This is a genomic window from Mucilaginibacter sp. OAE612, from assembly GCF_041806395.1.
GTDB classification, from domain to species: Bacteria; Bacteroidota; Bacteroidia; order Sphingobacteriales; family Sphingobacteriaceae; genus Mucilaginibacter; species Mucilaginibacter rubeus.
This window is the reverse complement of record NZ_JBGMUW010000001.1, coordinates 95,173-114,433: the sequence shown is the minus strand read 5'-3', so window position 1 is coordinate 114,433 and position 19,261 is coordinate 95,173. Positions and strand designations below refer to the sequence as shown.

Annotated in this window: 19 protein-coding genes; 10 read left to right on the top strand and 9 right to left on the bottom strand. The window is 43.2% G+C overall.

Annotated elements, in window-relative coordinates; genetic code table 11:
- Nucleotides 1-82: 82 nt before the first annotated feature.
- Nucleotides 83-889 (bottom strand): 5'-nucleotidase, lipoprotein e(P4) family, encoded by an 807-nt coding sequence (locus tag ABID99_RS00455; protein ID WP_373612535.1) that lies wholly within the window; start codon nt 887-889, stop codon nt 83-85.
- Between the two features lie 270 nt (nt 890-1,159).
- Nucleotides 1,160-1,705, bottom strand: a complete 546-nt coding sequence (gene msrA, locus ABID99_RS00450) for a peptide-methionine (S)-S-oxide reductase MsrA (RefSeq protein WP_373612534.1) — start codon at nt 1,703-1,705, stop codon at nt 1,160-1,162.
- A 115-nt stretch (nt 1,706-1,820) separates the two neighbouring features.
- Between msrA and ABID99_RS00445 the strand changes: the two genes are divergently transcribed.
- Nucleotides 1,821-2,213, top strand: coding sequence for a DoxX family membrane protein (locus ABID99_RS00445; protein ID WP_373612533.1), 393 nt, complete (start codon nt 1,821-1,823; stop codon nt 2,211-2,213).
- Between the two features lie 11 nt (nt 2,214-2,224).
- A complete protein-coding gene (locus ABID99_RS00440; RefSeq protein ID WP_373612532.1) occupies nt 2,225-2,965 on the top strand; it encodes a hypothetical protein in 741 nt (246 codons plus the stop codon).
- A gap of 83 nt (nt 2,966-3,048) precedes the next feature.
- On the opposite strand, the gene ABID99_RS00435 is transcribed toward ABID99_RS00440, so the two are convergent.
- Nucleotides 3,049-3,945, bottom strand: a complete 897-nt coding sequence (locus ABID99_RS00435; protein ID WP_373612531.1) for a LysR family transcriptional regulator — start codon at nt 3,943-3,945, stop codon at nt 3,049-3,051.
- Nucleotides 3,946-4,044: 99 nt separating this feature from the next.
- Here ABID99_RS00435 and ABID99_RS00430 point away from each other — a divergent pair, with 99 nt between their 5' ends.
- The 5 genes from ABID99_RS00430 to ABID99_RS00410 all read left to right on the top strand — a co-directional run bounded on the left by ABID99_RS00430 (nt 4,045) and on the right by ABID99_RS00410 (nt 10,655).
- Nucleotides 4,045-4,683, top strand: coding sequence for an NAD(P)H-dependent oxidoreductase (locus ABID99_RS00430; RefSeq protein ID WP_354485731.1), 639 nt, complete (start codon nt 4,045-4,047; stop codon nt 4,681-4,683).
- Nucleotides 4,649-4,939, top strand: coding sequence for a putative quinol monooxygenase (locus tag ABID99_RS00425; protein WP_090534378.1), 291 nt, complete (start codon nt 4,649-4,651; stop codon nt 4,937-4,939). Before ABID99_RS00430 ends, ABID99_RS00425 begins: the two co-directional genes overlap by 35 nt.
- A gap of 1,210 nt (nt 4,940-6,149) precedes the next feature.
- Nucleotides 6,150-8,579 carry a beta-galactosidase GalB gene (gene galB / locus ABID99_RS00420; RefSeq protein ID WP_373612530.1) on the top strand — a complete coding sequence of 810 codons (2,430 nt, stop codon included), beginning with the start codon at nt 6,150-6,152 and terminating at the stop codon, nt 8,577-8,579.
- Between the two features lie 230 nt (nt 8,580-8,809).
- Complete coding sequence (locus ABID99_RS00415) at nt 8,810-9,631, top strand: SDR family NAD(P)-dependent oxidoreductase (RefSeq protein WP_373612529.1); 822 nt, start codon at nt 8,810-8,812, stop codon at nt 9,629-9,631.
- 133 nt (nt 9,632-9,764) lie between these two features.
- On the top strand, nt 9,765-10,655 hold the full coding sequence (locus ABID99_RS00410) for a helix-turn-helix domain-containing protein (RefSeq protein WP_373612528.1): 891 nt from the start codon (nt 9,765-9,767) through the stop codon (nt 10,653-10,655).
- Nucleotides 10,656-10,735: 80 nt separating this feature from the next.
- Here ABID99_RS00410 and ABID99_RS00405 read toward each other — a convergent pair whose 3' ends face one another.
- The gene (locus ABID99_RS00405) at nt 10,736-11,185 is read right to left on the bottom strand and encodes a hypothetical protein (RefSeq protein ID WP_373612527.1); all 450 of its coding nucleotides are present in this window, start codon (nt 11,183-11,185) and stop codon (nt 10,736-10,738) included.
- 149 nt (nt 11,186-11,334) lie between these two features.
- Here ABID99_RS00405 and ABID99_RS00400 point away from each other — a divergent pair, with 149 nt between their 5' ends.
- The 3 genes from ABID99_RS00400 to ABID99_RS00390 all read left to right on the top strand — a co-directional run bounded on the left by ABID99_RS00400 (nt 11,335) and on the right by ABID99_RS00390 (nt 15,190).
- A complete protein-coding gene (locus ABID99_RS00400; protein ID WP_373612526.1) occupies nt 11,335-13,782 on the top strand; it encodes a bifunctional YncE family protein/alkaline phosphatase family protein in 2,448 nt (815 codons plus the stop codon).
- A 111-nt stretch (nt 13,783-13,893) separates the two neighbouring features.
- On the top strand, nt 13,894-14,763 hold the full coding sequence (locus tag ABID99_RS00395) for an aldose 1-epimerase family protein (protein ID WP_229701657.1): 870 nt from the start codon (nt 13,894-13,896) through the stop codon (nt 14,761-14,763).
- An 88-nt stretch (nt 14,764-14,851) separates the two neighbouring features.
- Entirely contained in the window at nt 14,852-15,190 is a 339-nt protein-coding gene (locus ABID99_RS00390; protein ID WP_090534362.1) for a hypothetical protein, read from the top strand.
- A 451-nt stretch (nt 15,191-15,641) separates the two neighbouring features.
- Here ABID99_RS00390 and secG read toward each other — a convergent pair whose 3' ends face one another.
- The 5 genes from secG to ABID99_RS00365 are packed head-to-tail and all read right to left on the bottom strand — an operon-like array spanning nt 15,642 to nt 19,208.
- Entirely contained in the window at nt 15,642-16,010 is a 369-nt protein-coding gene (gene secG / locus ABID99_RS00385; protein ID WP_090534360.1) for a preprotein translocase subunit SecG, read from the bottom strand.
- A gap of 9 nt (nt 16,011-16,019) precedes the next feature.
- Nucleotides 16,020-17,399, bottom strand: coding sequence for a hypothetical protein (locus ABID99_RS00380; RefSeq protein ID WP_139160069.1), 1,380 nt, complete (start codon nt 17,397-17,399; stop codon nt 16,020-16,022).
- A 21-nt stretch (nt 17,400-17,420) separates the two neighbouring features.
- Complete coding sequence (locus tag ABID99_RS00375; protein WP_090534357.1) at nt 17,421-17,945, bottom strand: LptE family protein; 525 nt, start codon at nt 17,943-17,945, stop codon at nt 17,421-17,423.
- A gap of 5 nt (nt 17,946-17,950) precedes the next feature.
- Complete coding sequence (locus ABID99_RS00370) at nt 17,951-18,964, bottom strand: sigma 54-interacting transcriptional regulator (protein ID WP_373612525.1); 1,014 nt, start codon at nt 18,962-18,964, stop codon at nt 17,951-17,953.
- Nucleotides 18,924-19,208: a sigma 54-interacting transcriptional regulator gene (locus ABID99_RS00365; protein WP_373612524.1), complete on the bottom strand. Its 285-nt coding sequence runs from the start codon at nt 19,206-19,208 to the stop codon at nt 18,924-18,926. The genes ABID99_RS00370 and ABID99_RS00365 overlap by 41 nt, the downstream gene beginning before the upstream one ends.
- Nucleotides 19,209-19,261 lie beyond the last annotated feature (53 nt).

Genomic DNA, 19,261 nt, shown 5'->3' with positions numbered 1-19,261 from the left:
TGTAAATATACGTAAATACAGGCAATTAAGTTATATACCTGCCAGGCGGCTATCCCCGGTCAATCGTTACAGATCGGGAACTCTATTGATCGGCTTTGATCTTCGCCCTGATCACCGAATCTTTTTGGGCAGGGCTAAGCTTGTAATTAAACCGGAAAAGTGCCCCCTCAAAATCACCATATGAAGGATTGGGAATAACAATATACCTTTTGCCAAATTCCGCTTGCAGCTTTTGTGTAGTAGCCGTCCTGCTTTCTTCGGCCGGGTGATTATCATACAGCAGGTCAAAATCGGGCAGGTTATCGCCGCAAAGCAGCAGGATGTTATGTGTTTTTAAAACATTAAGACGGCGCGCTTCCTTGCTCGACGAAGTGGTTTTCAACTGCAGGTGTTCGTCATCCGCATTAGGCAATCCAAACAACTGCAGATTTTTTAACGTACTTGCCCGCTCATTTTCATTACGGTTGGTGATATAAAATATGGTGATCCCTTTTGATGCAGCGTACTTAAAAAAAGCAGGTGCGCCCGGCACGGTATCAGCAAGGGCTTTGTCGGTCCATTGTTTCCAGGTGGCATCGCTGTAATCTAAGTTCTGCAAGGCGCGATGAGCATCATAGGGGCTATTATCCAGCACGGTTTCGTCAATATCGGTAACAATGGCCAGGGGTTTATCACCGGGGTTCTTAATCCCTTCATCAACCCTGAGTTTAGCTACGTTATAGGCCTGAAAGCATAATGCTTTGTACTCCGCTGCCCGCTGCTGCCATAATGAAGTCCAGATCTTACCATCGTTGGTAATGCTGGAATTAGGATTGGCCGTTTTTTTAACGGACGAGCAGGCGCTGAATAACAACAGGCCAGATAGTAGATAGCTATAGCTTTTTTTCATATGGGTTGATTAAAATGGGCTGACATGCTGAGTGTTTAAATCCTGGGCTCTGAAGGCGAAATGACATCTCCACATCCGTCATGCTGAACTTGTTTCAGCACCCCACTTGCTAAGTATACTTCATGCGGCTTGTCCTGTGGGGTCCCGAAACAAGTTCGGGATGACGCCCTTTTTTAACATATCATGAGCAACTTATCTTAGCACCTCACACATCCATCGGGGACTTAGCAAGTGGGATCCCGAAATAAATTGGGGATGACCACCGTGTGCTTATAACAGCTCCGGCTTTATTTTATCCTTAAACTCCTTGGCAAATTTATTGAGTTTTGGCTGGATAACAAACGCGCAGTACGACTTGTTAGGATTATCGTTGAAATAATTCTGGTGGTAATCTTCGGCGCTGTAAAATGTACTTGCCGGCGTGATTTCGGTTACGATAGGATCGTCAAAAACCTGCTCATTTGTAAGCGTTTTGATCATCGCTTCCGAAGCCTGCTTTTGTTCATCTGTATAATAAAATATAGCCGAGCGGTATTGTGTGCCCACGTCATTGCCCTGGCGGTTAAGTGTTGTTGGATTATGGGTTTTAAAGAAAACCAATAACAATTCATCAAACGAGATCAGGTCGGCATCATACTCCAGGTGAATCACTTCGGCGTGACCGGTAGCGCCTGTACAAACCTGCTCATAGGTTGGGTTTAAAACTTTGCCGCCCATATAACCCGAGGTTACTGATGTTACACCTTTAAGCGATTGGAAAACGGCTTCGGTGCACCAAAAGCAACCGTTGCCGAAAGTTATTTTTTGAATGTTCATATGTCCTGTTTTATCAAAAGTAATGCCTGTTTAAATAGTTAGCTATGAGGCGGATTTGAATATGTCAATTAAATTACTAAACTTAGTGTTTAACCTTATATTAAACCTATTAATTATGAAAATTGCAGTATTAATTGCCCGCGTTTTGCTGGGCCTGGTCTTCGTGGTGTTTGGTTTAAACTTCTTTTTCCAGTTTCTGCATATGGCCCAACCGCCCATGAGCGATAAGGCACAGGCATTTAGCGGCGGGTTATTTGGTTCAGGTTATTTTTTTCAATACATGAAGGTAATTGAAATAACCAGCGGCCTGTTTTTAATTATCAACCGGTATACGGCACTGTTTGTGTTATTGCTGCTGCCTATTGCACTTAATATATTCCTGTTCCATGCCATTTTGGCACCGGCCGGTTTGCCAATTGGTGCAGCAGTTATAGTTTTAGAGGTATTTTTGCTGTTTGCCTATCGCAAGTATTATGCGAGTATTTTTACGGCCACGCCAACGGTATAAATACCTGCCTTATGAACAAATGCGCCTTAGTTATTACTATCCTTACGCTTTCATTCAATCATGCATTTGCTCAGGATGAACTGAAAACATACGAAGCAAAAGCAACCGCGAGAGACACCAAAATATATCATCTTGTATCCATCGATGGTAAAAACCAAACGGTGAAGATTGTTCCCGACTATGCAAACCACGTGCTTAAAATGATTTGCTTCAAGGATATTATTACAATAGATGATTTTTGGGGAGAACCTCCTGACATTAGGTTATTGAATAAAAACTTTATTGAGATTAACTATGCAGTAAGAGGCGGATCGGGGGTTGGGTTAGGAAATACACTGATCATCTGCGTGGATGGCCAACATCTCTACAAGGCCATGCATGTTTTAAGATATCTTACCGGAGAATCCGGCGAACAACAGGAAGAATATCGCATTAAATTGCGTTTGGTTGGCAACAGTGTTAACAACTGCAAATTAAAAGTCAGTGTACATGATTTTGTTGATTCAAAACCTCGCCCTAAAGAAAACTATGCCTATGACAATAACACAGTTTTAGCCTTCGACACGCAGCAAAATGTCTTTTACAGCGTTAAGCAAGACATATACGATCACTTTATCACCGCAAAAAACAAGACCAAACAAAAAGTTGCAGGTAATTTCCCTATGATTATTTTAGGTAAGGAAACTTATTACTTTATAAAGGGCAGATGGTATACGGGTGGGCTTAGCAAAGACATGTTTGAGTTTCAATAATCACATGGTCTTCTTTTGCCACGGCGGCCAGAGGCGCCCCGATAGTTGCCACTCGTCGGAGGCGAGCGGCGGCGATTAGAGGCTTACACCATCTCCCGCTCAAAAATTTCCTGGATCATAGCCACCTGCTCCGCATAAATGGATTTTTTGCGGGTGCCGAAGTACAAGGTGTTCTCAATTAAATTATATCCTTCCCAAAGCAATTTGATATTGCCGCTGTCCCGCTCCTTTCTTGAAAGAAAATCAGGGATCACTGCAATTCCTTTGCCGTTGCTCAGGCAACGCAGAATTGACCCCATGTTTGGCACAATGAAATTAGGCTTAAAATCAGGTCGTTTGCCAAAGTTGATATGCCAGAAGCGCCGCAGGTGTTCCATATCGCCAGATGAGCCGTACCAGGTTTGGGCTTTAAGCCAGGCCTGGATCCGGTTAAGGTCTTTAGTTTTCAATAGTTCATTAAACTCGTCGGTGGGTGTTTGGGCCCCGGCCAGCACCACTATCCGCTCTTTAAAAAAGGGTTTATATTCCAACCCTTTGTAATCACCTTTATGGGGTGTTACGATCATGTCCAGGATGCCATTGTCTAGGTCGGCCAGCATTTCGGGGTATTCGCCAAATTTAATGATCACATTAAAAGGCAATGTGGGCAGGTAGGATTCAAGCGTAAACTGAAAAGTTTCAAAGCACATCCCTATACTTATGGTTGGTATATCTTTTTCGGTGCTTTTATGAAAATGCCGCTCGGCATCTTCCAGCTTGCTGATTGATTCCTGAATATAATTGTACAGGATCTTCCCCCGCTCTGTGGATACCATTTTACGCGAAGTACGGTCGAACAATTTGTAGCCCACATAGCTTTCCAATGAGCTCAAATGCAGGCTCACGCCCGGCTGCGAAATAAACAGCGCTTCGGCCGCCCCGGTTAGCGACCCGGTTTCATAGATCGCCTTAAACGTACGGAACCATTCAAAATTTACCATAGCTTATCTATTATAATTATGATACAAATGTATAAATTATACTATTTTAATAATTAATTAAGCCGGTGTAATTTTGATGAAAATTAAAACAGAAAATAAATGACAAACATATTTGTAATAAACGGAGGGCAGATCTTCGGTCACTCCGGCGGAAGATTTAACAAAACTTTATTGGATACTACCGTGCAGTATTTTACCGCTCATCCTGATTTTGAAGTTCGTTCAACCGACGTAAATAACGCTTACGATCCGATGCAGGAAGCCGAAAACTATAAATGGGCCGATGTGATCATTTACCACACCCCGGTTTGGTGGTTCCAGGTACCGCATGCCTTTAAAAAATATATCGACGAAGTTTTTACCGCCGGGTATCAAAACGGCATTTACCGCAGCGATGGCCGCACCGCCGAAAACCCCGGTATTAATTACGGCACAGGCGGCTTAATGCAGGGCAAAAAATACATGCTTACCACCTCGTGGAATGCACCGGTTACCGCTTTCACCTTACCCGGCGAGTTTTTTAACGAACGCAGTGTTGACGAAGGCCCCCTGTTTGGCTTTCACCGCATGAACGCTTTTACCGGTATGCAGGCTTTAGAAAGTATCCACTTTTATGATGTAATGAAAAACGCTAACATTGAGGAGAACCTGCAACGCTACCACGAACATTTAAACAAGCTATTTACCCAAAACAACCCAAGCCATGAAAATTTACTTAACAGCCTTAGTGAAGTGTAAGGCCGGCACCACTGCCCAAATGAAAGATTTTTTGGATAAGCTGGTAGCAGCGTCCCGCCAGGAAGAAGCCTGCCTGCAATACGAGCTATACCAATCAACAACTGACGAAACCCAGTTTATTTTTCACGAAACCTGGGCCAGCCAGGAAGGGCTTGATCAGCATGTTAAGCAGGAGCATTTCCAACTGTTCAGTAAGCAGATTGTTGATATTATAGATGGGCCGCTTGGGATATATAAAACCGATAAGGTTCATTAAAATTGATAGTTAACAAAACGCCCCCGGTAGAAACCGGGGGCGTTTTGTTATTTGCCGCAGGTTTTATTGCAATCGCCCGAGGCTTTGCATGATTTGCTGCAGTTGTCTAAACACGTTGGCCGGGTGCATGACTTTGCGCATTTGGTGCAATGGTTCATTTTGTTATTGCAGCAAGGCGTATTAGCAAACGAAATATTAAATATGGTAAACAGCATCACAGTGGTGATGAAAAGAAACTTTTTCATGATTTTTAATTTGAATTTTTAATAAAAAGATACACTATTGAAAACAGGCAGATGTCTTTTTATCAAGCTTTCGGAGGGTTCCAGCAGGTGTTTGCGTAATCGGATAAATTGCCTGCGAGGTAAAGCAAAGGAGCATTGCTACTAATAATAACGGCAACAGGTCCGGCCTTGACAGGTTCAACTTTTAAAAAGCAGCAATTATTACATGATAGCAAAGTCACGCACGTGCCACCGTCACATCCTTTTTGACCGCCATGCTGTTTCTGCGGCATATGATCCATATGACGACAGCACTCTTTCGACATGTTATTCACAGGCGCCGCTTTCCCCGGTATTACGGAAATGAGCACCATAAAAATTAACATGATAAAGGCGATTGCTTTCATTGAATCTTGAAACGGAATGTTAGAGAAAATAGTATTAAACACTAAGAAGCTGTTTAAAAATTATATAAAAGCCGTCATTGCGAGGCACGAAGCAATCCCCAAAATACAGAGCCGATATGTAGAGCCTCTGTAAAGTTCGCCATTGCTTCGTACCTTATAATGACGTGATTGTAAGTTATTGATTATCAAGTATATTTTTTCTTGATAGATTTTATAACATGGGCGTTGCCTGCGGCCCGGGCTTTCCGTTGCAAGTCCTCGCCTTTCCTGCCCGCAACCCCTTTGCGCGCTCCGGGCTTTACACTGCAATCCCTAACGCGGCCCACGCGCAACACCGTTAAAATATATTTTACATATCATTACATTTTTTTTTCAGGGTTTCCCTGATAGATACTCGCAATGAGGTGGCGATATAGTAGTCTCATTTAATCGTTTTTAAACAGTTTCTGAGATGCCATTTAATATTTTAAAAATAATTTAGCATAAAGCGATTCCCCGGTTAATTTATACTATTCCTTTGCTTTTGGCCTATTATTTATAATTTAGTGTCGAAAATACATTTAATCCCAAAACGATATTATGTCATCAATGAAATCAAACGGGGCAAAGGTTTGTAAATATGCGCTGTTGGCTATCCTAATGCTGGCTACGCTAAAGCCCTTTGCCCAAATCCGCCAAAAGCTCGATTTTGATAAAAGCTGGCGCTTTAACCTCGGCGCTGTCGAAAACGGCGAAAAAACAACGCTGAACGACAGCAAATGGCGTGTGCTCAATTTGCCGCATGACTGGAGTATTGAAGGTAAATTTTCAAAAGATAACCCGGCCACACCTGAAGGCGGCGCCCTGCCCGGCGGCATTGGCTGGTACCGTAAAACTTTTACTGTTCCGGCTACATCAAAAGGCAAGCTGGTTTATATTGATTTTGATGGCGTATATCAAAAAAGTGATGTATGGATCAACGGCCATCACCTTGGTTTCCGGCCAAACGGGTATATCTCTTTCAGGTATGAACTTACTCCTTACTTAAATTTCGGCGGTAATAACGTTATCGCTGTTAAAGTTGATAACTCGGTGCAGCCAAATTCGCGCTGGTACTCAGGTTCGGGCATTTACCGCCATGTGTGGTTGGTTACTACCAACAAAACCGCTATCGATCATTGGGGTACTTATGTAACTACGAGCGATATCAGCGATGCGTCTGCCAAAGTAAATGTACAGGTACAACTGCATAATGACCAGTCATCGCCGCAGGTGCTTATCAGCACCAAACTTTATGACGCGGCCGGTAAACAGGTAGCCGCCGCGGGCGAAGCTACATCGGCAGCGCAAAATAAAAATGAGCCTTTAACGGTAACCAATACCCTTACGGTAAAAAACCCGGTGCTTTGGTCGGTAGAGAACCCGTACTTATATAAAGCCGTTACCCAGCTTATTGAAGGCAAAAAAGTAGTTGATGAATATACCACCACCGTAGGGATCCGCTATTTTAATTTTGATGCCGATAAAGGTTTCAGCCTGAACGGGAAGCCGATGAAGATTTTAGGTGTTTGTAATCACCATGACCTTGGCAGCCTTGGCGCAGCTATTAACAACCGTGCATTGGAGCGTCAGTTGCAGATGCTCAAAGCGATGGGCTGTAATGGCATCCGCACCTCGCACAACCCTCCGGCTCCCGAACTGCTCGACCTTTGCGATAAAATGGGTTTTATTGTGATGGATGAGGCCTTTGATTGCTGGGAATGGAAAAAGGCTACTTACGATTATCACCTGTACTTTAAAGAATGGCATAAACGCGACCTGGAAGACCAAATCAAACGCGACCGCAATCACCCAAGCATCATGATCTGGAGTATCGGCAACGAAATCCCGCAACAGGCGGATACCAGCGCGTTACGCATAGCGCCTGAGTTAGCGGCTATTGTTCACAGCCTCGATAAAACCCGTCCGCTCACTACGGCTAATGACCGTCCGGATAGCACCAACAAAATTATAAAATCGGGTGCTATTGATTTGGTTGGTTATAACTATCACCAGTTTGATTACGCTAAGTTTCATGACCGTTACCCGGGTAAAAAGTTTATTGCTACTGAAACTACTTCGGGTTTGGAAACGCGTGGTTATTATGAAATGCCTTCGGATAGCATCAGGGTTTGGCCGCCAAGCTATGATAAACCTTTTGTAAGGGAAGGCAACAATGTTTCGGCATATGACAACACCCGACCACCATGGGGATCAACACATGAAATGACCTGGAAAGTGATGAAAAAGTACGACTTCCTTTCGGGCATGTTCATCTGGACGGGCTTTGACTATTTGGGCGAACCAACTCCATATTCATGGCCATCGCGCAGCTCATACTTCGGTATTATTGACCTGGCCGGCTTCCCTAAAGATGTATATTATATGTACCAAAGCGAGTGGACCAATAAAAATGTGCTCCACATTTTCCCGCACTGGAACTGGCAGCCTGGTAAAATGATCGACATCTGGGCATACTATAACAATGCCGATGAGGTTGAACTTTACCTGAACGGGAAATCATTAGGCATCCAAAAGAAAACCGGCGACGACCTGCACGTAATGTGGCGGGTAAAATACGAGCCCGGAACGCTGAAAGCTATATCACGCAAAAACGGCAAAGCCGTGTTAACCCGCGAGATCCATACCGCCGGGGCTCCTGCAAAAATCGAACTGACTGCCGACCGTTCGCAGATCAAAGCCGATGGTCAGGACCTGTCATTTATCACCGTAAAAATATTGGATAAAGACGGCAACGTTGTACCTGATGCTGATAACAAGGTAAACTTTAAGATTGCCGGCGAGGGCTCCATTGCCAGCGTTGACAACGGCGATCCGGTTAGCCATGATCCGTTTAAAGCTGATTACCGCAAGGCATTTCATGGTCTGGCCTTAGCCATTGTGCAAGCAAAAGAAAAAGCCGGCATAATAACTTTAACCGCCTCGGCTGATGGTTTGAAAAGTGCTACACTGGTACTGAAAAGTAAATAACATCAACCCGGCCCTCTCCTTTGGAGAGGGAGTTTGAAGCAAAAACCCGTCTCCCGTTGACGGGTTTTTGCTTTTTACATACCATAATCTCTGCCGATATTTACGCTTAATGACACTCTCATTACCAATCACAAGCCCCCGCGTAAAAATGTATCATTGTTCCCCACTTCTGTATAAATCGCCCTGTGTTTGCCCTGTTAATTTTGTGCTATCATTTAAAAACAACAAAAATGGCAAAGACAATTTTCATTACCGGCGCATCACGTGGTTTCGGTAAATTATGGGCCGAGGCATTACTGCAAAGAGGCGATAAAGTAGTAGCAACCGCTCGTAACCTGAGCGCTTTGGATGACCTGGTAAATAAATATGGCGACAATATTTTACCGCTGCAACTGGATGTTAATGACCGCGCGGCAGATTTCGCGGCCATCAGCAAAGCAAAAGAACACTTCGGCAGTATTGACGTGCTGATCAACAATGCAGGCTACGGTTTATTCGGCAGCATTGAAGAAACTACCGAGCAGGAAGCCCGCGAGCAGATGGAAACCAACTTTTTTGGCTTACTATGGTTATCACAGGCAGTGTTACCTGTAATGCGAGAACAAGGCTACGGCCATATTATCCAGCTTTCGAGCGTGCTTGGCCTCGTTACTTTACCTGTGCTGGGCTTATATAATGCCTCTAAATTTGCGGTAGAAGGTTTAAGTGAAACCCTGGCCGCCGAAGTAAAAGGCTTTGGAATAAACGTTTCCCTGATTGAACCTAACGGCTTTGCAACTGATTGGGCTGGCGCTTCTGCCGCGCAAACCGTGGCAATGCCCGAATATGACGCGGTAAGGGCAGCTTTCCAGGCTGGTTTAAATGACACCGATATTTTCGGTGTACCGGAAGCTACTACAGATGCTGTGCTGAAACTGATTGACACCGAAAACCCTCCGTTGCGGTTATTCCTGGGTAAACACGCGTATCCATGGGTTAAACAAACTTATGAAGGCCGTGCTGCCGAGTGGGATAGCTGGAACGAGGTAGCTGCCGCTGCGCACGGTAAATAATATTATAGTTCCTGTTAATAATCAGACCATAGCTTTGGGCTTTAAGCGTTCTGCTTTCGGCTTCTATATAAATGGTATTATTTGATATAATCTACGCCGCAATTCGGCGTAGATTTGTTTAACTTTATTCATCATGCAGCATTTTAAAAGTTTGGCCGATATGCACCGCTCCAACGGTTTCCCGATGCCGGAGAACCCGCTATTCAGCTTGTACAGGTGTACCCACACCTGTGGGTTTGGCGAAAGAGAGTTTACATCTGATTTTTACATGATCGGGTTTAAAAAACTTAAGGCAGGCCAGATCATGTATGGCCGCACAAAATATGATCATGATAATGGCAGCATGATGTTCATCAAACCCCGGCAGGTGATCCAGTTTAATAGTGTGGAGTACGATGAGGATGCGTTTATCATGTTCATCCACGAGGATTTTCTGAACGGCCACTTTCTGCATAACGAAATCAGCAAATATGCTTTTTTTGATTATGAAGCCAACGAAGCGCTGCACCTTTCGCCATCGGAAGAGCAGATCATGTGGGACCTTTATTACAAGATAGAAGCCGAATATCACAATAACACCGATGAATATAGCCGCGATATTATGCTTACACATATTGATTCTATCCTGAAATACTCGCAACGGTTTTACAAACGCCAGTTTATTAACCGTACAGAGCTTTCGGGTAAAACAGTATCAAAATTTAATGAAGTGTTAGCAGCTTATTTTACCAACGGCTTATTGCTAACCCAGGGACTGCCCTCTGTTAACGCGCTGGCCTCACAACTTAATTTATCACCTCGTTACCTAAGTGATATGCTTAAGCAGGAAACAGGAAAAACTGCTATTGAACTGATCCATATTTACCTTATAAACGAGGCAAAAAACCGTCTTAAAAGTGATTACCAAAACGTTTCTGAAATAGCATACGAACTTGGCTTTGAGAACCTTCCATATTTTTCACGGCTGTTTAAAAAAGAAACAGGTATCAGCCCTAACCAGTTTAAAAAACAGTTGCTTAACTAACGGCCGGATACGCTTATTGTATGCTGACCAAAGGCTAAATCATGCGTCACGAAAGATTTGTTTTTTAGTTTATTGCTAAACTATGTTAATTGCGCATTTAGCAGCGAAGTTCTGATCAGGTTTAGGGTTTTCTTTTCTGATGCTGAATCTTTTTCAGCAGACAAAACCGTATAGGTGATAACCGCAATCGTTTTTTCAGGCTTTATCAATCGCCAGGTGATAAGCATAATCATTACACCATTATCTTCCGATTCTTTATAAGCAGGTCCTGCCAAAATTGTTCCATGCACGGTGGTTGCATAAGGCAAACCGGCAATCAAAAGTTTTAAATTTTCGTCTTCATTAATTCCTTCCGGAGGAATTGCCTCCATAATATTAAAACGAAGGCTACTTTTCGATTTCGGATCAAAGCAAGCTTCCTGATCTTCTCCTTCAGATTCATACTGCCAATGCGCAGGAAGGGCAATAATCAAGTTTTTATATTGATGTATTATGAGTGGTATTTGCTTCTTTCTGAATAAATTAAACATAGCAGAAACTATTTGTTCAAATTCAAGTTTACTAAAATAGCAATTTTAAATTCTGTAGAAAATCTGTAGATATAAAGTTGTATTAAGTTTCTGTTAACAAGCCTTTCGGAATAAAACGATTTTGTAATTTTGGCTACAATCGTTTTCTTATGAAACTAAAACTCATCGCCGGCATTGTTCTTTTATGTGCGGCTTTACAATCCTTCGCTCAAACTCCGGGAAAAATTGAACAAACAGGGCAGGTATTATTGCCCAACGGCTGGAAGCTTAGTCCCGCAGGCAGGTCTTTACCGCTCGGTGATCTGCCGTTAAACATGCAGCTTTCCGTGTCGGGTAAATTATTAGCTGTTACCAACAACGGCCAAAGCACCCAGTCGGTACAGCTCATCGACCCTAAAAATGAAAAACTGCTTGATGAAGTAGTGGTTAAAAAATCATGGTACGGACTTGCTTTCAGCCGTGATGAAAAAAAACTATATGCATCGGGCGGTAATGACAACTGGATCCTGGTATTCAACATCGCCGGTAACAAATTGGGCACCCCGGATACCATCAAATTAGCACCGAATGCCTGGCCCAAAAATAAGGTTTGCCCTACCGGCATGGTAACTAACAAAAGTAACAGCCGCCTGTATTCGGTGACAAAGGAAGACAGCACTCTTTATATTATCGATGCTGATAAAAAAGACATTCTGAAACAGGTAAAACTCCCTGCTGAAGCTTACAGCTGCATTTTATCGCCCGATGAAAAAACGCTGTACATCTCTTTATGGGGTGGTGATATGCTTGGCTTTTATAACATAGCTACGCAAACGCTCAGCACCATTAAAACCAGCAGCCATCCTAACGAACTGCTTTTAGATAAGAAAGGGAAATTCCTGTATGTGGCCGATGCTAATGACAATGCCGTATCTGTAGTAAATACAGCTACACACAAGATAATAGAAACCATCTCTACCGCGCTTTATCCTACCCGCCTCACCGGTTCAACCAGCAATGGCCTGGCCTTATCGCCAAACGGAAAAACGCTTTATATAGCCAACGCGGATAACAATTGCCTTGCTTTATTTGATGTTACTATGCCGGGCAGTAGCAAAAGCAAGGGCTTTATCCCGGTAGGCTGGTACCCAACCAACGTAAAAGTATTGGGCAATAAAATCCTGGTATCAAACGGCAAAGGGTTTTCATCAATGGCCAATCCTAAAGGGCCGCAGCCGGTTAAAAAAACCGATAACAGCGGTTACAAGCAAGGGGCCATCAACAGCCGGGAGCAATACATAGGTGGCCTGTTTAAAGGTACGCTGTCATTTATCAACAGCCCGTCTGATGCCGAACTGAAAACTTACACCAAACAAGTTTACGCCAATACACCGTTTACAGCTAAAGTTGAAAAAACAGCCAAGGGAGAAGAAGGCAATCCCATTCCGCGGCGCCTGGGCGAAAAGTCGCCTATTAAATATGTGTTCTATATTATTAAAGAAAACCGCACTTACGACCAGGTTTTAGGCGATATGCCGCAAGGGAACGGCGACACTTCGTTGTGCATCTTCGGCAATAAAGTAACGCCTAACCATCACGCTATTGCCAATGAATTTGTACTACTTGATAACTTTTACGTTGATGCGGAGGTAAGTGCCGACGGCCACAACTGGAGCATGGCTGCTTATGCTACCGATTTTGTAGAAAAAACATGGCCAACCAGTTACGGAAGCCGCGGTGGAAATTATGATTTTGAAGGTACCCGCAAAGCCGCCTATCCGCGCGATGGCTTTATATGGGATTATTGCAAACGCGCTGGTGTAAGCTATCGTACTTACGGCGAGTTTGTGAGCGATGGCAACCCCGGCAAAGCAAACTTAAAATCGCTGGAAGGGCATTTTTGTATCAAGTCGCCCGGCTTTGACCTGAATGTGAAAGATGTTAAAAGGACTGAGATCTGGGCCCATGACTTTGATTCGTTACTAACTGTAAACGCGGTGCCGCATTTTAACACCGTGCGCATTTCAAACGACCATACCAGCGGGCAGCGCAAAGGCGCTATATCGCCTATCGCCGCCGTGGCCGATAATGATCTTGCCATAGGCCAGTTCATCGAACATTTATCCCACAGTTCGATCTGGAAAGAGTCGGTGGTTTTTATTTTGGAAGATGACGCCCAAAACGGCCCCGACCATATTGATGCCCACCGTTCACCGGTGTTTGTGGCCGGTCCGTATGTAAAACGCAACGCTGTGATCCACGGCATGTACTCAACCTCGGGTGTTTTACGTACCATCGAGCTTATTTTAGGCTTGCCTCCAATGAGCCAGTATGATGCAGCCGCTATGCCGCTATTTGATTGTTTCACCAGCAAGCCCGACCTTACACCATATACTGCCAAGCCGGCACAGGTTGATTTGGAACAGCGGAATATAGCGGTAAACGAGAGCAGCAAACGCTCGGAACTGTTTAATTTTGCCAGGGAAGACGCCGCACCCGATATCGACCTGAATGAAGTGGTTTGGAAGTACGTAAAAGGCGAAGCATCGGTTATGCCTGCACCAAAAAGGAGCGCTTTTGTAATTTTAGAACCTAAAAAAGAACGGGATGATGATTGATTTGTTAACTTCGTTGAACCGGAAGTTGTCCAATTAACGAATTCTTAATACATTGGTTTAAGGCCCGGTTTATGATTTATAAAGCCGGGCTTTTACATTAATTATACACCTATGATCACTCATTTAGAAAACGACCACATTAAAGTAGCTATCGACACCAAAGGCGCTCAACTGAGTTCATTTATCAATAAAGCTACAGGTATTGAACATATGTGGCAGGCTGATGAAAAAATATGGCCATGGCATGCCCCCAATCTTTTCCCGGTAGTAGGCGGCCTCATTAACAATGAACTTTTGGTTGATGGTGAAAAGTTTGCCATGTCGCGCCATGGTTTTGCAAGGCAGTCGGAATTTTTCTTATTAGAGTCGGATGAGACATCGGCAAGCTATTCGTTACCAAATTGCGAAAACACCTTAAAGGTTTATCCTTTTAAATTTGATTTCCAGATCCTTTATCACCTTATTGATAACGCGCTTAGGATTACCTATAAAGTGATCAACCTCGATAAAAAATCCATATATTTTTCTGTTGGCGGGCACCCGGCATTTAATGTTCCTTTTAACAAAGGCGAAAACTATGAGGACTATTACCTGGAGTTTGAAACTGAAGAACATTTTAACACTCACCTTTTATCAAAAGATGGCTTTTTTAACGGCATAACCCATCCTGTGCCAACTCCCAACAAAAAACTTTACTTAACCCGCGACCTGTTTAAGGATGACGCGCTTGTTTTTAAAGATCTAAAATCGCGCATGGTAACTATTAAAAGCGATAAACATGATCAAACCTTAGCGCTTGAATTTCCTCATTTTAATTATCTTGGTTTATGGGCCAAACCGGGGGCTGATTTTGTTTGCATAGAACCATGGCTTGGCTGCGCCGATACCGAAGGCAAACACGTTGACATTAAGGATAAAGAAGCTATCCAAAAATTAAGCGTGGGACATGTTTTTGAATCAGCTTATTTTGTTTGCTTGTAACATTTGGGTTACAATAATTTTATACTTCGGTAAAACATTTTTCACACTTTTTCTCTTTCATAGAAAGAATCACTTAAATATTAAAACTATGAAAACTAAAGTTTATTTATTAGCCCTCACCATGCTGCTGTCATTTACAGCGTTGAACACCTTTGCTGCTGATAGCCACGCGCTTACCCCACTAAGCAAGGAAGAAATAGCAACCATGACAACCGAGCAAAAACAAGCCCGTGTTGAGGAGATCAAGGCCCGTGTAAATGAGATCAAAGCAATGGATAAATCGGAGCTTACCAAAGCTGAACGTAAGGAATTGCGTACCGAATTAAAATCAATGAAAAAAGAAGCCAATGCCCTTGGCGGCGGCGGTATTTACCTTTCTGTTGGTGCAATTATCATCATCATTTTGGTATTGATCCTGATATTATAATTTGAATCGTCTTGTATAAAAAACGCCTCCGACTAAAATCGGGGGCGTTTTCTTTATGTCTGTTCAGGGCCTTTCAGAAATTTAAGTTACCCTATAAAACTAATGCTCATTTGGCTATTACCAATTGAGTAATCAGCTGAGCTGGGTTCAGATAAAGTAGAATGCTATTTCTGCAAACATTTTCTCCCTCCGGGAAGACTTTTACGATTTAATAAACATATATTAATTGCTTATGGACGGGTGCACCAGAGGTGCAAAAGGTTTGTAGCATGAAAAATAGAAGTATCCTTGCCCCAGAGGGGCAAAACAACACGCCTTGCCGATTAAACGACAAACAATTTTGTGGATTAACTTAAATCTCTGAAAGCCCCGGATGGGACAGAAATTCCTGGAAAAAGAAAAAGCCCCTGAATATATCCAGAGGCCTTCTATATCTTGATTAAATACCTTATTATTTTTTGCTGCTGTCGGCTTTAGGAGCTGCCGGTGTAGCAGACGGTGTTAATGCCGGAGTTGATGAAGGAAGCGCGTTGCTTGGTTTTGAAGCTTTTTCAATTTGCTCACGCAGCGCAGGATTGTCTGCATTGTTTGATGAGCCGCCTTTTACAGCAACGTTAATAGCCAATGACAATACCATAAGGGTGATAGCTAACGCCCAGGTACCTTTTTCTAAAAAGTCGCCGGTTTTTTGTACGCCCATTAATTGTGATGAGCTTGAAAAATTTGATGCCAAACCACCGCCTTTAGGGTTTTGGATAAGTACGATAAGCCCTAACAGAGCGCATACAATTACGGTAACAATGATTAAAACGATATACATTTCTTTATATTAATTAGTTTTCTTCTCTAACTCCTCAATTTGGCTTGCAAAGTAACGGCTTTTTTCCGGGAATTTCAACATCAATTTTTTGTAAGTTGCAATAGCTTTGTGATATAACATCTGGTCGATGTAAATCTGGGCTAATGTTTCACTTACCAGGTCATTTCTGTCTTCCGAGCTCTTCTTTGCTTTGTTCTCATTATCGAGCTTATCAATTGATGGCGGCCTGATCTGGGGCTCCTCCTTAATAAATTTCTCAATAATGATATCTTCTTTTCTTTTTATCTCCGGCACATCGGGCTGAGGGGTTTTCTCCAGCTCCTCCAGAGATTGCGAATGGAAGATATTTTCATAATACTGATGCTGCAGTGCATCCGCTGTTTGGCTATCAGGCGCTACAGGTTTTTTTGGCTGTGCAACCGTTTCAATATTATAAGGCTGATAAGTTGATGCATATTCCTTACGGGTTTTATCTAACCACCACATAAAGGTATAAGGCATTTTCTCGTCGTTGTACTTTGATAAAACCTCCTGCTGTTCAGCAGCTTCAATTTCTGCCGGCTGCGGAGCCGACTCCTGCGATATCGCCTTATCATCATTCCTTGTGTCAACGACCGAGTTATCAAACAAAAAATAATCCGTGGATGCGATATTGCCGATTATCCATTTTTCAGTTACATCGTCCCTTACGTCTTTAGCTTCTTCAACGGCAACCGGCGCCTCATCGGCCACCTCTGTTTTATCGTTTATCGCTGCTTCCGCATTAACATTAGCAGCAACGGGTTCATTCACATTAGCCTGGCCTATACTTATATTCTCGATCCCAACAATTTCATCGTAAACCTCATCATCTATATCGTGGGTTGATGAAACTGATTCCCCGTTGGGCTCAGTTGCAACTGCTCCCGGATCAGCAAACTCCATTACTGGTTCTGTATCTGCAATTTCAGGCTCAGGATCATCGATATTGATAAAATTGAAACTACTTTTATCCTGATCTGTGTCTGCGGTTAAATCTTCGGAGAACGGTGGCAGTGTATCAGCCAGGTCATCAACAGCGGGACCGATATTAAAATAGTTTTCGGAGGCCGGTGTATTATTTACCGGAACAACATCAAGCAGGTTAATTACCTGTGATGAATTTACCGGAGAAAGGCCTTCGGGCTCCTGAATTAATTTATGCAGTAAAACGGGTTTGTAATAAACGGCCGCGCGCTGTATATCCTTATTGGTACCGGCATGGGCAAGCAAAGCACGCAAAATACCGCTTTGCGGGTAGGCATCAACCAGTTGTTGCAGGTTATAACCATAAAAAGAACCTGTTTCGGCCGGGTTAGCCAACAGTTCATCTAATATTTCGTATTGCCTGCTGTTCAAATATTGATCCACGTGGTTGAAAATACAAATTGCCTACCAATTAGAAAAGGCCGCGTTAAAAATATCATCAATTAATTGCTTATTAATTTGCCGTATCAGGTTCTGTTCCTGCGAAGAAATGTCCCCACGGTAGTCAGCAAACTTAGTAAAACTTTGCTCAAAACTAAGCTTTTTATCTGCCGGAGTTTTCGCGGCATCAAATGAAAATTTAACACGAACGGTAATAGTTAGCCTGTTAGCATCAGCAATTGGGGCCACATTATTTGCGGTAGCCTGAATAGATGCCGGAGCAATAGAATAACCGGTAATAGCACCCGACATGGTTGCGTCGGCCTCGCCGCGGACTAAGCTTAGGCTGGTTTGTGTACGGATCCTCTCTTTTAACGATTCGGTGAAAGTTTGGCTTAGGTTATTTACCACCAGCGGGGCGTTATTTTCAAAAAACTGCACATTGATGGTCTTCAAACCGGGAGGGATTGATTGATTTTTGAGCGTGTAACATGATTGGCATATAAGTATCAGCACACACACTGAAATAATCCCCAAAAGTTTTTTCATCAATTTTATAAGTTTAGTTCTTTTATTTTCCTGTATAACGTACGCTCAGAAATCCCCAGTTCATTAGCGGCAAGTTTGCGTTTACCCTTATGTTTTTTCAAAGCTTTGCGGATCAGGTCTGATTCCTTTTCAATCAGCGATAATGATTCCTCTACTTCTTCGGCATCATGTGTTATATTAAAACCGTCGATAGTGCTGCTATTACTGCTGGTGTTTGTAACGGTATTAACGGGTTGTTGTAAAGTAAATTGTGGTTCGTTATTACCATGCAGCTCAATATCGCGGTAAAGCTGATTTAAGGTTTGCGGATTATTAGCATAATGGGGCGAAACACCGCCATGCTCAATAATATCAGCCACCAGTTTTTTCAACTCTACCATATCCCGCTTCATATCAAACAATACTTTATAGAGGATGTCACGTTCAGAAAAATCTTCTTTAGGCTGATTGTCCAAACGCATTGGCAGGTTACGCGCGCCGGCCTCGTGCGGGATATAGGTAAGCAGCGTTTGGGCAGTGATGATCCTGTCGCGCTCAAGTACGGCCAATTGTTCGGCCATGTTTTTCAACTGCCTTACATTACCCGGCCACGAATAGTTGGTTAATACCTGCTGCGCTTCTTCATCAAGCTGGATGGGCGGCGTACGGTATTTGTCGGTAAAATCAGCCGTAAACTTGCGGAACAGCAGAAACACGTCTTCTTTCCTGTCGCGCAATGGCGGAATCTTCAAAGGTACCGTGTTTAAACGATAGTAAAGGTCCTCTCGGAATTTGCCGTTCTTCACCGCCTCATACACATCAACATTTGTGGCTGCGATGACACGCACATTTGTTTTTTCAACTTTTGATGAACCTACTTTGATATATTGTCCCGATTCGAGCACCCGCAGCAAACGGGCCTGGGTACCCAGCGGCATTTCAGCAATCTCATCTAAAAATATGGTACCACCGTTTACGGTTTCAAAATAACCTTTACGCTCACCAACGGGCGCCTGTATAGGCTCCCTTTTCGTGACCAAAAAGTTCCGAATCGATAGTACCTTCAGGTATGGCGCCGCAGTTAACGGCAATAAAAGGCCCATGCTTGCGCGGGCTCATCTGGTGTATGATGTGCGAAAAAACCTCCTTACCACTACCACTCTCGCCGGTAATTAATACCGAGATATCAGTAGGTGCAACCTGGTTTGCTATAGTTATAGCCCGGTTAAGCAATGGCGAATTGCCAATGATCCCGAAGCGTTGTTTTATTTCCTGTACTTCCATTTTAAAAAAGATTCAAGAAGTCAAGAGTCAGGAAGCAAGATTTGAGCGAAGAT

Coding starts and splice junctions, on each gene's coding strand:
- ABID99_RS00455 (WP_373612535.1), bottom strand. CDS start 889: ATGAAAAAAAGCTATAGCTATCTACTATCTGGCCTGTTGTTATTCAGC.
- msrA (WP_373612534.1), bottom strand. CDS start 1,705: ATGAACATTCAAAAAATAACTTTCGGCAACGGTTGCTTTTGGTGCACC.
- ABID99_RS00445 (WP_373612533.1), top strand. CDS start 1,821: ATGAAAATTGCAGTATTAATTGCCCGCGTTTTGCTGGGCCTGGTCTTC.
- ABID99_RS00440 (WP_373612532.1), top strand. CDS start 2,225: ATGAACAAATGCGCCTTAGTTATTACTATCCTTACGCTTTCATTCAAT.
- ABID99_RS00435 (WP_373612531.1), bottom strand. CDS start 3,945: ATGGTAAATTTTGAATGGTTCCGTACGTTTAAGGCGATCTATGAAACC.
- ABID99_RS00430 (WP_354485731.1), top strand. CDS start 4,045: ATGACAAACATATTTGTAATAAACGGAGGGCAGATCTTCGGTCACTCC.
- ABID99_RS00425 (WP_090534378.1), top strand. CDS start 4,649: ATGAAAATTTACTTAACAGCCTTAGTGAAGTGTAAGGCCGGCACCACT.
- galB (WP_373612530.1), top strand. CDS start 6,150: ATGTCATCAATGAAATCAAACGGGGCAAAGGTTTGTAAATATGCGCTG.
- ABID99_RS00415 (WP_373612529.1), top strand. CDS start 8,810: ATGGCAAAGACAATTTTCATTACCGGCGCATCACGTGGTTTCGGTAAA.
- ABID99_RS00410 (WP_373612528.1), top strand. CDS start 9,765: ATGCAGCATTTTAAAAGTTTGGCCGATATGCACCGCTCCAACGGTTTC.
- ABID99_RS00405 (WP_373612527.1), bottom strand. CDS start 11,185: ATGTTTAATTTATTCAGAAAGAAGCAAATACCACTCATAATACATCAA.
- ABID99_RS00400 (WP_373612526.1), top strand. CDS start 11,335: ATGAAACTAAAACTCATCGCCGGCATTGTTCTTTTATGTGCGGCTTTA.
- ABID99_RS00395 (WP_229701657.1), top strand. CDS start 13,894: ATGATCACTCATTTAGAAAACGACCACATTAAAGTAGCTATCGACACC.
- ABID99_RS00390 (WP_090534362.1), top strand. CDS start 14,852: ATGAAAACTAAAGTTTATTTATTAGCCCTCACCATGCTGCTGTCATTT.
- secG (WP_090534360.1), bottom strand. CDS start 16,010: ATGTATATCGTTTTAATCATTGTTACCGTAATTGTATGCGCTCTGTTA.
- ABID99_RS00375 (WP_090534357.1), bottom strand. CDS start 17,945: ATGAAAAAACTTTTGGGGATTATTTCAGTGTGTGTGCTGATACTTATA.
- ABID99_RS00365 (WP_373612524.1), bottom strand. CDS start 19,208: ATGGAAGTACAGGAAATAAAACAACGCTTCGGGATCATTGGCAATTCG.